Source organism: Gilliamella sp. wkB178 (assembly GCF_001690705.1).
In the GTDB taxonomy this organism is placed as follows: Bacteria; Pseudomonadota; Gammaproteobacteria; order Enterobacterales; family Orbaceae; genus Gilliamella; species Gilliamella apicola_K.
The window spans coordinates 71,961-86,754 of record NZ_LZGK01000001.1 but is presented as its reverse complement, the minus strand read 5'-3'; the positions used below and the strand labels follow the sequence as shown (position 1 = coordinate 86,754).

Genomic DNA, 14,794 nt, shown 5'->3' with positions numbered 1-14,794 from the left:
TTACAAACACTTTTTTTTATTTCCCCTTAGATAAGCTAGCAATTTTATATCTTGGTTAACTCATAATTGTTGGCGTTTACTCCAAAATATTTGTATATGGTTTTTACTTGTCAAATTAATAGCTTAAATAGATAATAATATACATAAAGATAAGTTTATCTTTCTACATCTTTAATACTAAATCAGTTATTTCAGCTTGAGCTTTATGCTTTGATAGCAGATCCAAAGTAAGCGGATAGTAAGTAACTATAAAAACAATATGGATAAAGGAAAAAAAACAATGAGTGAATCTTTAAGTAAAAAGTTAGCCAGCACTGAACAAAGTGATTATTCAATTAGACAACGGCAAAGAACGGCTAAAGCCGAAAACCCTCTCGAAAATATCAAAGAAAATTCTTTTTTTAAAGTTATGTTTTCAGATAGCCTGTCACTGGAACAAAAAGTAGAAGAAGTCACTCGCATTTTAGAATTCACTGATAATAAAGAAGTTGATCGTGCCAAAATACAAGAATTTGATAATTTTAAGGAGTATTTACAATCCATTTCTGAAGAAATGTCAAAACAACGTATTGAAATGACAGACACCGAAGTATTTGCTGAATTACAACGAGTCTATGCTGATTTTAATAATGACCTTAATAGCTTTATCGAAAAAATCAAACCACTTACCGAAATTACTGACGCTTTATATAACTTGCGCCAGAATGGTGAAACCCGCAATGCCTTAGCTAAAATCAAAGCCGATCAAGAGTGGGATGCGGAAAAAGAAGCCGAAAAACAGCAAGTACAAAACGAATTCATCAATGCTGAAAAACAAATAACCAATTTAAAATTAGAAATTGAAGCATTACAAAAAGATAAAAGCTTCTTTGGACTTGGGCAAATTAAAGCGGCATCCAAAGCTAAAATTGCGGCTAATGAAAAGAAAATAGAACAGTTAGATCAAGATATCCAAAATAATCATAAAAAATTAGCCGATATCCAAGAAGAAATTAAACAGCACCAACAACAGCGTGCTGAATCTATGGATGTTGAAAAACTAAAAGAGTTGCTTAACTTAACTTCAGAACAACATACCTTACGCCAAGCAGATATGGTGGAATCAGCACTGAAATTTGTTAATCAAGGTAAAGAACGCTTTGGGGCGATTCGTGGTCATTTGGAAAAAATGGTTAAGCAAATTGAAGGCTTAAGTGACAATAATGGCAATATGATTCAAATTTATGCCATTATGAACGAAGCAACCAAAAAAGTGGAAACTGTTCACCGCGAACGCAGACAAGAGCTTGAAAATAAAAATACTGGCGATAATTTATTAGAATCCATGAAACTTGATGAAACTCGCCGTAATTTGGATGAACATATCGATACCGTATCAACAGCTACAGTGGATACTATGCAAACCTATGGTGAATTAACCACTGAAGCCATTAAAATCCGCAACATGCAAGCGGCAACCAAAAAACAAGTTGAAAGTGCCAGAGCCATGCATTCACGCGGGATTGCCTCGGTTGCTTCCCAACTTAGCGTGGTAGTGACTGCGGTAAACTCAGCGGCGATTAATGAAGCCCAATCAATGGCAGGTAATACTCTAGCTGAAATGGCGCGTGTGACTAATGACATTGCTAAAAATGAAGCTATCCGCATTGCCACTGGTCGCGATGATATTAATAATGATTTAGAAGCCATGTTACAAAACTTAGCCGAATTTGGTGACACTCAACGTGAAGCTACCGAGATCACACGTTCTGCATTAGAAACCATGCGTGCTAATTTGGATGAAATTGAAAAAATGGCTAAAGATGTTCAGGATGATACCCGTGACTTTATTGCTGTAACCAGCGATGTGTTAGCGGAAAAAAATGAACCGCAAAAAGAGAGTTCTAATACTACATCACCCTTTAAACTATAATTAAGGAAGCCATAATGTACTTAATTAGAGGGCGTGAGTATTTAGCGCAATACCCTAATTTTAATTTAGTGGGTAGAGAACATGATTTAGAAAGAATCTCGTCTATTCTGATTCGCAAATCATCAAATTCACTGTTATTAACAGGACCAGCAGGAGTAGGCGTTTCGGCGCTTGCTCTCGGCTTACAGGCATCAAAAAATAGCCCGGATACACCATTTGATTTAATTGTAAAAAAATTATTTTGGTTAAACTGTGATGCGTTGTTTTCGAGCGGTGACAGCAACAAAATTAATAATGAATTTCAAGGCATTTTAAAAAAATTACTGCAAACCCCGGAATCCGTTCTAATTATTACAGATACCGCCAATTTTTTGGAAGCAGCACATAATACCGGCAATGCCCACTTTATCAATGCGTTAAATAATGCAGATAAATGCAATAATTTTCAGGTTATTTTAGAAGTTCGTGATGACAAGCTTAGCAGTGTATTAAAAGCCAGCACCAATATGCCGGAACTGTACACGCTTTATGATGTCAAAGAACCTACTGGTAGTGATTTGCAAGCTATCGTTACGGTGGTAAGCCAAGAACTTTCTGAACACCATAAAATTGCAGTAGATGGTGAAGCCATTGAAGAAGCGATACGCCTAACCAGTAAATATCGTGATAGTTTAGGTTTAGGTGGCGCGCAACCGCAACGCGCGATTTCATTACTTGATCGCGCTTTGGCTAGTTATCGTCAGCTTACCCATAAACAGCACCCTAAAATTGCTGAGTTAATGGAAAAGATCGCCAAAAGTAGCAATGAAACTGAACGCCAAGAGCTACAGCAACAATTAGATCAATGGCAACAAGATTGGCAAGAATTAAAGTCTGAAATTAATAAAACCTATCAATATCAACGTGATGCCGAAACCTTACGTTTTAAATTACAAGATGAAATCACTCAGTTACAAGAAGAGGAAGATAGCAATAAAAATTCGGAATCTGCGGCCATAAAAACCTTTGCGCAGTTAACATCGGCCGGATTTGATTCCCCGGCAGTCACCAAATTGAAAGACAAGATCCGCCAGATTGATGCAGAGATTGCCCAGAATAACGAGCAACACCAAAAATTGGTTATGTTAGCCAATAAAGGGCTGAAATTAAATCGACAAGAAGTGATCACCGAATTTAGTAAAATTTCCGGCATATCGGCATCGAAATTGGATGAAAATGAAGTCGAAAACCTGATTAATTTAGAAGCCAATTTGTTATCGCGTATTTTTGGTCAGGATAGTATTGTTAAACATGTTGCAAATTCGGTTAAAGTTGCTAAGGTTGATGCCCTTGAAGAGTCAGGTCCGGCAATGTCTTATCTATTTTTAGGACCATCGGGTGTTGGCAAAACTGAAATGGCAAAAGCGTTAGCACAATATGTCTATGGTGATGAAAAATCATTGGTGCGTTTTGATATGTCAGAATACATGGAAAAACATGCTGTCGCTAAATTGATTGGCGCTCCACCAGGGTATGAAGGTTTTGAAGCGGGTGGCATTTTAACCAACTCCGTTAGATCCAAACCAGTAGGCATTTACCTGTTTGATGAGATCGAAAAAGCGCACCCTGATGTGTTTAATATCTTTTTGCAGATTTTATCGGATGGGCGTTTAACTGATAACGTTGGTCGTACTGTCGATTTCTCGGATATTATGATTATTATGACCTCAAATATCGGGCAAGCTTACTATTTAGATCCGGAACTGTCTGATGAAGCCGCCTGCGAATTAGCCACCAATGAACTGAATAATACCTATCGTTCAGAACTACTCAATCGTTTTAATGGTCGAGAAAATATTCTTCATTTTAAACGGCTACCTATGGAAGTTATTGAGCAGATTATTCGTCGCGAAATTGTCAAACTAAATCAAGCTTATCAACCGCGTGGTTATACTATCGAGATTCAAGATTCTTGTATTAGTGCATTTTGTCATGAACATTACGATATCATCCGTGGTGCCAGAGGATTACCAGGCTATATTAAAACTAATATTAGGCCATTTATCGTTAATCATATTTTACAAAATCCACATGATCAAGGTACTTTCACCGCAGTTTATAATCAGCAAACCCATAGCTTTGATATGACATTTGCTAAAAACTAACCACTAACCTACTTATTATAAGTAGGTTATTTTTTTATTATGCGATCAAATAAAGATTATTGTTTTACAATGGCAAATAAATAATTAGCCACTTTCATATCACCCTTTTTTTGGTATATGGCGGCGGTTTTAGCAACGCTTTCGCGGCGATTAGCCTCATACTGGAACAGCTGTTTAAACATTGAATCAGCGGTTTTTTGGTCATTATTTTGAATCGCACAATAACCATATTGTTCAAAGGTATCCGCCTTCCAGCGGTGGCGATCTAGCTCAAGGCTTTGTTCAAATTGCTGTTTGGCTTCGGTATAGCGATCACGCCCACACAAAAACGAGCCATAATGCACATGATATAAGCCATTACCCGGTTGCATTAAGGTTATGCGTTGATAAATCATTTCGGCTTCGTTATATTCACCCACATGCTGATCAAACATTGCCATCGCCAACATAATTTGTGGGTTGTTGGGTGAATATTGGGCGGCTAATTTAAGATTATAATGTGCAGCTTTAACATTGTCTTCTGACTCATCAGCTTTAGCCAAATAAGCGAGCCCTAAACGCATTCTTGCCAAGGCGGCGGTTTCCGGATCGAATTCATTCTGGTTTTTCATCTGGCAACCAGAGATAACCAGCATGCCTAAACAACTTAAAGCAACTAAGTATTTTTTCATCCATTTATCCTTTCTAAAGTTTTATCCTTAAGCTGTTCGCTGAACCAGATTTTGCTTTTTATATAATGTTCGTTTAGTGCGATCTACTACTTCACCAGCTAATTGACCACAAGCAGCATCAATATCGTCACCACGAGTTTTACGCACAATCACGGTAAAACCATAACCCATCAAGGTTTTCATAAAACGATCGATGCGACTATTAGAACACCGTGAATATGGCGCCCCCGGGAAGGGGTTCCAAGGGATTAAGTTTATCTTACATGGCACATTTTTCAAAAATTCTGCCAGTTCATGGGCGTGCTCAACGCCATCATTCACTTGATTAAGTAATACATATTCAATGGTCACTTTACCATGGTTAGCATTGGAATACGAAAGATAACGTAAAATCGACTCGCGCAAAGTTGCCATATTATATTTTTGATTAATCGGCATGATTTCACTACGAATGGCATCATTAGGTGCATGTAACGAAATCGCCAACGCCACATCAATCATACCAGCAAGTTTATCTAAAGCCGGTACTACTCCAGATGTAGAAAGAGTTACTCGTCTTTTTGACAAACCATAACCAAAATCATCTAACATAATTTCCATAGCCGGCGCCACATTGGCTAAGTTAAGTAAAGGTTCACCCATGCCCATCATTACCACATTGGTAATTGGTCTATCGGCCAATTTACCTGTAACGCCAATGGCATTTGCTGCTCGCCACACTTGGCCAATAATTTCAGAAACGGTTAAATTGCGGTTAAACCCTTGTTGGGCAGTAGAACAGAATTTACATTCTAGAGCGCAGCCCACTTGTGACGACACGCACAACGTTGCCCGATCTCGCTCGGGGATATACACCGATTCAATCAATTGGTTATTGCCAACATCTAATGCCCATTTAATGGTGCCGTCGGATGATCGTTGTTCTACGGCAATAGCTGGCGCTTTAATTTCGGCTAAGGTTTTTAATTGTTCACGGAGCTTTTTATTAATATCTGTCATTTGATCAAAGTCATCAATACCAAAATGGTAGATCCACTTCATAACTTGATCGGCTCTAAATGGTTTTTCGCCCAGAGAAACAAAAAATTCTCGTAGTTGTGGACGAGTAAAATTAAGTAAATTTAATTTTTCACTAGTTAGATTAGTCTGGTTGCAATTAGTATTTGGGGTTGCGTCTACACAATTGTTAGACGTGTTAGCTACTGATGGTGTTGACATAAGGCCTCGTTTTTACACATTATGGCTATTTTAATTTTTCGGAAAAGGATTATACTGTTTTTCACCTTATCTGGCTAATAGAATATTAGTGATGTTCAATACTACAAAAAAATCAATAAGATTGAAAACCGTTTTCAATCTTACACAAACTCTAATTTTACTTTTATGTTCGACATTTGCTATGGCACAATCAATTCCATTAAATAAACTCACCGGTCAATTTGACGAAAAGAAAGATGATAATTTTATTGCCTTAGATTCAACTGAGTTGCCAGTAAATAAAAAAGGCATGTACCTGCAAAAACAACCAGCGCAACAATTGATTAAGGCATATCGCGACTTTAAAAAAGCTCACCCGGATATTCCTTTCATTGTGGTAAGTGCCACCCGTAATTACCAGTACCAAAATGGCATATGGCAACGCAAATGGGATGCCTTAACCGCTAAAATTAATGATCCGCAACAAATCGCCGAAGAAATTTTAAAATTTTCATCAATGCCTGGCACCTCACGCCATCACTGGGGTACTGATATTGATATTACCAGTGTGTCATCCGAATATTTTCACAATGACAGCAAAGGTATAATCCTCTATAAATGGTTACAGGAAAATCTACCTAAATATGGATTTTGCCGACCATTCAATGAAGGCCGCACAGGTGGCTATTTACCGGAAGAATGGCACTGGTCATATAAACCTATCTCCAGTCAGTATATAGCCCAATATAAAGCGCTATTAGAAAGCGATGCTAACACCATCATGCAAACATTGAATTTTGTTGGTCATGATAAAATTAAGTTAGAAAACCTGATTAAAGAATACGTATTAACGGTGAATACTGATTGTTATTAAAGACTGCGCCAATACGGTAGGCGAATAGTGACAATCAAGCCACCACCATCACGATTTGAAGCTTGAATAGTGCCGTTATGCATAATAACGGTCTTTCTGGCTATAGCTAAACCTAGGCCATAGCCTTTACCCAATTGCGGTGATTGTATGCGTACAAATGGTTCGAAAATGCTGGATAATTTACTGGCATCAACACCCGGGCCACGATCTTTGACTTCAATTTGTAAATACTTACCAATCTCTTTTAACGACACATCAACGGCTTGCCCAGCTTTAGAAAAGCGAATGGCATTACGAATTATATTTTCGATTGCCCGGCGAATTTGTTCAGAATTACCTTTAATTATGGAATGATTAATCGTTGCCGAGATGAAGTGGACATCAATTGATTGATGATTAGCTTCATAATTAGCATCGTTAATCACGACACTAACAAGATCTTTTAAATCAAAATATTCATCGGTACGATTATTCATTTCGGCACGCGAATAATTGAGGATCTCACCAATAAGTTGATCTAAGCGTTCGGATTCGAGTTCGATTCTGGCTAATGAAGTATCAATATTTTGTTTATTTTGCTGCGCCAAGCCAATAGCTAATTGCAACCGCGCTAAAGGTGTGCGCAGTTCATGCGAGACATCATGCAATAACACTTGCCGATCGGAGATTAAGATATTGAGCTGTTCAACCATCATATCGAAGTCTTTGCCAAGTTCACTAAGTTCATCACGGCGGCGTTTTAACTTATTAAATAAACGCACTGAAAGATCGCCTTGCGATACTTGGTAGAAGCCTTTCCTAAGTAATTTCATTGGTCTGGTTAAGTTCCAAGCCAAAAATAGACTAAATATCAGCCCGACACAGATCCCCATTAAAATAATCGGCATTGGCATATTAAATAGGTTTTTTTTGCTTCTATCGTCCCTGTCATCTTTATCATCTTTAAAGGAAACAGTATATAAAGTACCATCCGGAGCCACCGTGGTACGTTGATAGGCATAGGTTGGGGTTTCTAATTCGTCAGTAATGATATTGACTTGATCATTCTGTGGGGAAACAAGTTTTATCGAGAGTAAAACTTGTTCGCGCTCAGGCAGGTGAGCAATAAAATTAAGGGTTTCATCCTCACCGGCTACATGTAATAACTGAGCAATCATATCGACTTTAGTCGGCATATGATTAAGGAATCGTTGATTTTTATTGTCTACATAAACAGAAAAAGCGATCCAAGTTAATTGAAAGGTAAGGTAAAAAATCACCCAGAATACAATGAGTATTTTCCAAAATAATCGACGATTCATGCCAAACCTATGTTTCAATTACTTACAATTAACGAATACGGTAACCGACCGCTCTAATGGTTTCGATGGTAACCACATTTTGGGCAACTTGATGCAACTTCTGGCGAATATTACTAATATGCACATCAACACTGCGATCATAAAGCTCACGTGCTCGGCCTAAACCTATTTCAGATAGTTCTTCTTTAGTCACTACTCTTTCATTATTTTTAACCAGTAACACGAGTAAATTGAACTCTGTCGAAGTTAAGTCAATCACTTTGTCGTTCCAAGTACATAGACGCTGTGGCAGATCTAAGGTTAAGCCATTAAAATGATATTTTTTGTCATCCACTGTGTCCACTGACCGTTCATCAAAACGGCGTAATACTGCACGTAATCTGGCTAATAGCTCACGTGGATAACATGGTTTAGGGATATAATCATCGGCACCTAATTCCAAACCTAAAACTCGATCAATATTATCGCCTTTAGCGGTTAACATAATCACTGGCATATTACATTGCTGACGAATACTTTTTAGCACGTCAATGCCATTGATGTCGGGTAGCATTACATCTAAAATTGCCGCACGATATTTACCTGATAGCGCTTCCTCGATACCATTTTTACCCAGATAAACACTTTTGATATTAAAACCTTCGTTGGTCAAATATTCACTAAGCATCTGCGATAATTCAACATCATCATCAATTAATAAAATATTTATCATAGTCGTCATTTTTATTTAATTTTAGGTAGTTACATTATTGCAATAATATAAAAAAAGTCAGGTTGTTTTACTAAAATATTACATAATTTTTAGATTGTTTTTGATTATTTTTATAGCAATTTTGCAAAGATGTTTTAGGTTTGCTATACGTTTACATATAAAAACTAGGTTTATGACTTCACCCCAGTTAGCAAATAATAACTAGTTAATAAGCAAATATTATAACTAATCAACTAGATTATCAAATAATTCAATTTATCTTTAATTTATAATAAGATATCATTTTAAATCTGTTATTTATGTCACCATTTACCATTACTCTTAAAAATGGAGATAAGCATGAAACAGCCAGTAATGTGGCAAGAATTAATCGCTATGGTGAAGCATGAAGTTTTACCGGCGCTTGGTTGTACCGAACCTATATCGCTAGCGCTAGCCTCCGCTATTGCCAGCGAATATCTTGATAAAAACAATATTAGAAAAATAGATGCGTATGTTTCGCCTAATTTAATGAAAAATGGTATGGGTGTAACCGTACCCGGCACTGGTATGGTTGGCTTGCCAATTGCTGCAGCTATTGGCGCACTAGGTGGCGATGCGCATGCTGGCCTTGAAGTACTCAAAAATATTACCCCGCAACAGCTAGCTAAAGCGAAAAAAATGTTAGCTGACAATTTGGTTAGTGTCAAAATTGCTAATAATAACAAGGCTATTTATTCCGAAGCCAATATTTATACTGACACCGATCATGTTAAAGTTTGTATTGAAAATGCACATACTAACGTAATTGCAATCGTCAAAAATAATGTCACGCTGTATAAAAATAAACAGAATAACCAAGGTGGTTCACAAAATCACACCATAATGAACTCGCTATCGGTAAAATCAATCTATGATTTTGCTACTAATGTTGATTTTGAAGCTATCAAATTTATTCTTGATTCTGCAGAGTTAAATGACGCTCTATCTCAGGAAGGATTGCGACAAGCTTACGGTTTAAGCATTGCCGCCACGCTGCACCAGCAAACTAAGACTGGGTTACTGGCTGATGATCTGTTATCAAAAGTGATTATTCGTACCACCGCGGCCTCGGATGCCCGTATGGGGGGCGCGACTTTACCGGCAATGAGTAATTCCGGTTCCGGCAATCAAGGTATTACCGCCACTATGCCGGTTGTTGTAGTTGCTGATTATCTGGAAGCCACCCAAGAGCAATTGGCTCGGGCATTGGTACTTTCTCATACGCTTGCCATTTATATTCATAGCAAATTTCCACCACTTTCTGCGCTTTGTGCGGCTTCCACTGCGGCAATGGGATCTGCTGCTGGCATGGCGTGGTTGCTCGGTAATGGTCAATATGAACCTATCGATATGGCAATTTGCAGTATGATCGGTGATTTAACCGGTATTATTTGTGATGGCGCTTCCAATAGTTGTGCCATGAAAGTTTCTACCTCGGTTGCTTCCGGATTTAAGGCGGTATTAATGGCACTAAATCGTATTAGAGTCACTGGTAAAGAAGGTATTGTTGGCGATAGTGTTGAAACGTCGATCAATAATTTGGGCGCTATTGTTAGTAATAGTATGAAAGTTACTGACTTACAAATTATTGATATAATGTCGCATAAAGCCTAATTTTAACTAGCCATGCTATAAGATTAAGCTGTTAGCGGTTTTTATATAATCAGTCAGCGAATATTTTAAAAAATATACTGGACATTGTTATTTTTTATGCGTAATATTTCGTCCTACTTCTATGGTGGCTATAGCTCAGTTGGTAGAGCCCTGGATTGTGATTCCAGTTGTCGTGGGTTCGAATCCCATTAGCCACCCCATTTTATGTAATACATAAAATGACTACAAACGGCGAGTAGCGCAGCTTGGTAGCGCAACTGGTTTGGGACCAGTGGGTCGGAGGTTCGAATCCTCTCTCGCCGACCAATTTCAAATAAAAAAGCCTACTCATTTGAGTGGGCTTTTTTATTGAAACTATTTTAGTAAGATTCGAACCGACAAGAGGTTCGAGCCGAGCACCGCGAGACAACGTTGCTTCAGCAACGACCCGTAGGGCGAGCATGATAATGCGAGTCATCCTCTCTCGCCGACCAATTTTCAATAAAAAAGCCTACTCATTTGAGTGGGCTTTTTTATTGAAACTATTTCAGTCAAATTTGAACCAACAGGTGGTAGGGAGCCATGCACCACAAGGCTAGGTTGCTTCAATAATAGTCGTTATAGTTATCCCTATTTATATACCCTACCACCAATACCTATCTAAACAACACAGTAAGCATAATCAGCCATAACACCACGTTATTATATCTGTGCTGACAAAAATAATTCTTATCTTACTTTGTTTTATAGTGATATTTTGCTTTAATAGTAAAGCGTTTCTGTATATAACTATTACTTTTGGAATGGGAAAAATTATGAAAAATGTTGGTTTTGTCGGTTGGCGTGGAATGGTGGGGTCTGTTCTTATGCAACGTATGGTTGAAGAACATGATTTTGATTATATCAATCCGGTGTTCTTTTCTACTTCGCAAGCTGGGCAAGCAGCACCAGTCTTTGGTGGTAAAACTGGTACTTTGCAAAGTGCTGATAATTTAGATGCCTTAAAAGCATTAGATATTATTGTGACTTGCCAAGGTGGTGATTATACCTCTGAAATTTACTCAAAATTACGTGCTACCGGCTGGCAAGGTTATTGGATCGATGCCGCGTCAACACTACGTATGGAGAAAGATGCGATTATCGTGTTAGATCCGGTGAATAAAGCCAACATTCATGCTGCCTTAGACCAAGGCATTAAAACCTTTGTTGGTGGTAACTGTACCGTTAGTTTGATGTTGATGTCATTAGGTGGTTTGTTTGCTGAGAATCTGGTTGACTGGATTGCAGTTTCGACTTATCAAGCTGCTTCTGGTGGCGGTGCTCGCCATATGCGTGAATTATTAACTCAAATGGGTATGTTGCATGCAGATGTAGCTAAAGAGTTACAAGATCCACACTCATCTATTTTGGATATTGAACGTAAAGTCACCCAAAAAATGCGTGATGGCAGTTTGCCTACTGATAATTTTGGCGTGCCATTAGCGGGAAGCCTCATTCCTTGGATCGATAAAGCCCTTGATAATGGACAAAGTAGAGAAGAATGGAAAGGGCAAGCAGAAACCAATAAAATTTTAGGTAGCAAACAAATTATTCCTGTTGATGGACTTTGTGTTCGTGTTGGCGCATTGCGTTGTCATAGTCAATCTTTCACTATCAAGTTGAAAAAAGACATCAGTGTACCAGAAATAGAAAAACTCCTTGCTGCGCATAATGATTGGGTAAAAGTGGTACCGAACGATCGCGAAATTTCTATGCGCGAACTTACTCCTGCTGCCGTTACCGGCACATTAACTACGCCAGTTGGGCGCTTACGTAAACTAAATATGGGTAAAGACTTCTTATCGGCCTTTACTGTCGGTGACCAATTATTGTGGGGAGCCGCAGAACCTTTACGTAGAATGTTACGCATTTTAGCCTAATAAAAAGCCCGATTTTATCGGGCTTTATTTTTATAGCAATCACTACACTTCATTACTATCGAACAAAGTTATTAGCAGCGATCCATTAAATAATGCTTGTTGCACTAAGGCAAATGCGCCGATCGCAGAGCGATCATTAAGTGTTGAACAAGTAATAGTCAGATTCTTTCTTAATCCTTCTAAACTCTGAGTTTTTAATGCGCTGTTAACCGCACTTAACAGTATTTCCGGGGATTTAATTAATTCACCCGCTAATACGATGCGCTGAGGATTAAATATATTAACCATAATTGCGGCCGCTCGACCTAAATTCTCACCAGCATCTTTGACCAATTTAATCGCTAATTCATCACCTTGATTGGCACAGGCACAAATATTAGCAATATTACATTCGCCAATTGTTAATTTAGTCGGATAACCTTGTGCAATCATCTGTTTGGCTCGATTTTCAATTGCTCGATTGACCACGCGATTTTCTAAACAACCAAAATTACCACAGTGACAACGATCACCTAAGGCATCAACTTGAATATGCCCAACCTCACAAGCACTTTGATTATGATTAGTAAGCAATTGTTGATTAACAATAACCCCTGAACCGACACCATGATGTACACGGATGAGAATAGAATCGTCAACATTTTGCGTGGTACCAAAGTAACTTTCTGCTAATGCCAGGCTTTGAATATCATTACCGACAAAAATAGACACATTAAATTGCTTGTGTAATACGTCCGCCAAAGGCCATTCTTTAACTTGAATATGTGGCGTATACCGAACAATCCCGTGTACCGAATCAATCAACCCGGGCATTACCACCGAAATAGCAATTAGGTTTTTAATTTTTTTGCTGTGTTCTTGGATAAATTGTTCTATTAAAGTAATTAAATATTTTTGGGCCAGTTTTTCGGTAAAATCAGTTAGCGGATAGGTTTTTGAGGCTAAGCAATTAGCACCAAGATCATAAAGTTCCACAATCACATGTGAACGGCTTAATTGCACAGCAATGGTTTGATAATGGGTAAATTTAGCCTCAATCGAAACAGCGGGACGGCCTCCCGTTGATTGTTGGGTATCAATCTCTTTAATCAATTTATTTTTAAGAAATTGGCGGGTAATTTTAGTGATGCTTGCTGGGGCTAATTGGCTAATTTCCGCCAATTGGATCCGGGAAATGGGCGCTTGCTGAACAATCAAACGGTAAATCATTGCATAATTAAGTTGTTTGATTAGTTCAGCATTGCCGACTAAATTTAAATAATTAAAAGTCATATGTTACTCAATCTTGTCACTGATTAAATAACATTTTAACGAGTCATCACTCCATTAACAATAGTTTTAGATACAGTAAAATCACGATCAAACACCACTAAGTTAGCAATTTTACCTTCACTGATAGTTCCAAGCGTTTTGTCTACACCTATGGCTTTTGCCGGGTAAAGCGTAGCCATGCGTAAAGCCTCATCTAAGGCAATACCAACATATTCAACAGCATTTTTAACAGCTTCGATCATGGTTAATGCTGATCCGCCTAAAGTACCATTTTCGTCCACACAGCGACCATCTTTATAATAAATAGTTTTACCAGCAAAAACACCTGAGGATAAGTTGGATCCAGCAAGTAACATCGCGTCAGTAATTAGCACTAAATGATCTTGTTTGATTTTATGACTGTTGCGAATATTAGCCCAATTTACATGTTGACCATCGGCAATAATCCCAACATAAACTTCGGGTTCATCATAAATGGCACCAACCACTCCAGGCTCACGCCCGGATATATATGGCATGGCGTTGAAAAGATGAGTACCTAAACTAATACCATCATTAAATCCACGACGACAATCATCATAATGACCATTAGAATGCCCAACTGAAACATGAATGCCGGCATTAACCAGTTGTTTTATAAAATGACTGGCTACTTTTTCCGGGGCTAAGGTAATAATTTTTATTACATCGGCATTGTCACAAAGAAAATCAATCATTTTTTGCGATGGCTGACGAATGAAGTTAACATCATGAATGCCTTTTTTTTCTGGATTGATATAAGGCCCTTCAAGGTGCAAACCAAGGGCTTGATTGGCATGCGTAGCTAAATATTCACGCATAACATTCACACCTTTGATCATAAATTCATCACTGGAGGTAATTAATGTGGGTAAATAGCTAGTGCAACCGGAAATAAGGTTAGTTGCTTGCATTTTTTCTAATGTTGCTACACTTAACGCATCCAGTGTTTCATTAAATTGCACCCCACCACAACCATTGACTTGAATATCAATAAAACCAGGCGCAACCATAGCGCCTTGTAAATTTTCAATGGTAATATCTGTTGGTATTTCGTTTTGTTTACAGACTGTGACAATTTTATCTTTATCAATAATAACGGCATGATTTTCAAGAATTTCAAAGCCTGTATAAACACGACAATTTGTTAATGCGTACAT

11 protein-coding genes, 2 tRNA genes and 1 other RNA gene are annotated in these 14,794 nt (G+C 38.0%); 8 read left to right on the top strand and 6 right to left on the bottom strand.

Annotated elements, in window-relative coordinates:
* Positions 1-280 precede the first annotated feature (280 nt).
* Both A9G13_RS00405 and A9G13_RS00400 read left to right on the top strand, forming a co-directional pair.
* Positions 281-1,912, top strand: coding sequence for a hypothetical protein (locus tag A9G13_RS00405; RefSeq protein ID WP_065555659.1), 1,632 nt, complete (start codon positions 281-283; stop codon positions 1,910-1,912).
* 14 nt (positions 1,913-1,926) lie between these two features.
* Positions 1,927-4,056: an AAA family ATPase gene (locus tag A9G13_RS00400; protein WP_065555658.1), complete on the top strand. Its 2,130-nt coding sequence runs from the start codon at positions 1,927-1,929 to the stop codon at positions 4,054-4,056.
* A gap of 56 nt (positions 4,057-4,112) precedes the next feature.
* On the opposite strand, the gene A9G13_RS00395 is transcribed toward A9G13_RS00400, so the two are convergent.
* Together A9G13_RS00395 and A9G13_RS00390 are read right to left on the bottom strand one after the other, a co-directional pair.
* Complete coding sequence (locus tag A9G13_RS00395; RefSeq protein WP_065555657.1) at positions 4,113-4,727, bottom strand: hypothetical protein; 615 nt, start codon at positions 4,725-4,727, stop codon at positions 4,113-4,115.
* Between the two features lie 27 nt (positions 4,728-4,754).
* Complete coding sequence (locus tag A9G13_RS00390) at positions 4,755-5,945, bottom strand: bifunctional tRNA (adenosine(37)-C2)-methyltransferase TrmG/ribosomal RNA large subunit methyltransferase RlmN (protein ID WP_065555656.1); 1,191 nt, start codon at positions 5,943-5,945, stop codon at positions 4,755-4,757.
* 181 nt (positions 5,946-6,126) lie between these two features.
* Between A9G13_RS00390 and A9G13_RS00385 the strand changes: the two genes are divergently transcribed.
* Positions 6,127-6,798: a M15 family metallopeptidase gene (locus A9G13_RS00385; RefSeq protein WP_176701929.1), complete on the top strand. Its 672-nt coding sequence runs from the start codon at positions 6,127-6,129 to the stop codon at positions 6,796-6,798.
* On the opposite strand, the gene A9G13_RS00380 is transcribed toward A9G13_RS00385, so the two are convergent.
* Positions 6,795-8,099: an ATP-binding protein gene (locus A9G13_RS00380; protein WP_065555654.1), complete on the bottom strand. Its 1,305-nt coding sequence runs from the start codon at positions 8,097-8,099 to the stop codon at positions 6,795-6,797. The two genes, A9G13_RS00385 and A9G13_RS00380, sit on opposite strands and share 4 nt — an antisense overlap.
* 28 nt (positions 8,100-8,127) lie before the next feature.
* Positions 8,128-8,808 (bottom strand): response regulator transcription factor, encoded by a 681-nt coding sequence (locus A9G13_RS00375; RefSeq protein WP_065555785.1) that lies wholly within the window; start codon positions 8,806-8,808, stop codon positions 8,128-8,130.
* Between the two features lie 342 nt (positions 8,809-9,150).
* On the opposite strand from A9G13_RS00375, the gene A9G13_RS00370 reads away from it, so the two are divergent.
* The 5 genes from A9G13_RS00370 (at position 9,151) to asd (ending at position 12,344) form a co-directional block, all read left to right on the top strand.
* Positions 9,151-10,446: an L-cysteine desulfidase family protein gene (locus tag A9G13_RS00370; protein ID WP_218059104.1), complete on the top strand. Its 1,296-nt coding sequence runs from the start codon at positions 9,151-9,153 to the stop codon at positions 10,444-10,446.
* Positions 10,447-10,570: 124 nt separating this feature from the next.
* A tRNA-His gene (locus A9G13_RS00365) sits at positions 10,571-10,646 on the top strand.
* Between the two features lie 29 nt (positions 10,647-10,675).
* Positions 10,676-10,752: transfer RNA gene (locus tag A9G13_RS00360), tRNA-Pro, on the top strand.
* Positions 10,753-10,793: 41 nt separating this feature from the next.
* A non-coding RNA gene (locus A9G13_RS00355) (RtT sRNA) lies at positions 10,794-10,919 on the top strand.
* Between the two features lie 321 nt (positions 10,920-11,240).
* Complete coding sequence (gene asd / locus A9G13_RS00350; protein ID WP_065555652.1) at positions 11,241-12,344, top strand: aspartate-semialdehyde dehydrogenase; 1,104 nt, start codon at positions 11,241-11,243, stop codon at positions 12,342-12,344.
* A gap of 42 nt (positions 12,345-12,386) precedes the next feature.
* Here the strand turns inward: asd and A9G13_RS00345 are convergent, their stop codons facing one another.
* The gene (locus A9G13_RS00345) at positions 12,387-13,616 is read right to left on the bottom strand and encodes an ROK family protein (protein WP_065555651.1); all 1,230 of its coding nucleotides are present in this window, start codon (positions 13,614-13,616) and stop codon (positions 12,387-12,389) included.
* 35 nt (positions 13,617-13,651) lie between these two features.
* Entirely contained in the window at positions 13,652-14,794 is a 1,143-nt protein-coding gene (gene nagA / locus A9G13_RS00340) for an N-acetylglucosamine-6-phosphate deacetylase (protein ID WP_065555650.1), read from the bottom strand.

Bases quoted from the DNA above. Each gene is read 5' to 3' on its own strand.
- A9G13_RS00390 (WP_065555656.1), bottom strand. From the start codon at position 5,945: ATGTCAACACCATCAGTAGCTAACACGTCTAACAATTGTGTAGACGCA.
- nagA (WP_065555650.1), bottom strand. From the start codon at position 14,794: ATGTACGCATTAACAAATTGTCGTGTTTATACAGGCTTTGAAATTCTT.
- A9G13_RS00405 (WP_065555659.1), top strand. From the start codon at position 281: ATGAGTGAATCTTTAAGTAAAAAGTTAGCCAGCACTGAACAAAGTGAT.
- A9G13_RS00395 (WP_065555657.1), bottom strand. From the start codon at position 4,727: ATGAAAAAATACTTAGTTGCTTTAAGTTGTTTAGGCATGCTGGTTATC.
- asd (WP_065555652.1), top strand. From the start codon at position 11,241: ATGAAAAATGTTGGTTTTGTCGGTTGGCGTGGAATGGTGGGGTCTGTT.
- A9G13_RS00370 (WP_218059104.1), top strand. From the start codon at position 9,151: ATGAAACAGCCAGTAATGTGGCAAGAATTAATCGCTATGGTGAAGCAT.
- A9G13_RS00385 (WP_176701929.1), top strand. From the start codon at position 6,127: ATGGCACAATCAATTCCATTAAATAAACTCACCGGTCAATTTGACGAA.
- A9G13_RS00345 (WP_065555651.1), bottom strand. From the start codon at position 13,616: ATGACTTTTAATTATTTAAATTTAGTCGGCAATGCTGAACTAATCAAA.
- A9G13_RS00400 (WP_065555658.1), top strand. From the start codon at position 1,927: ATGTACTTAATTAGAGGGCGTGAGTATTTAGCGCAATACCCTAATTTT.
- A9G13_RS00380 (WP_065555654.1), bottom strand. From the start codon at position 8,099: ATGAATCGTCGATTATTTTGGAAAATACTCATTGTATTCTGGGTGATT.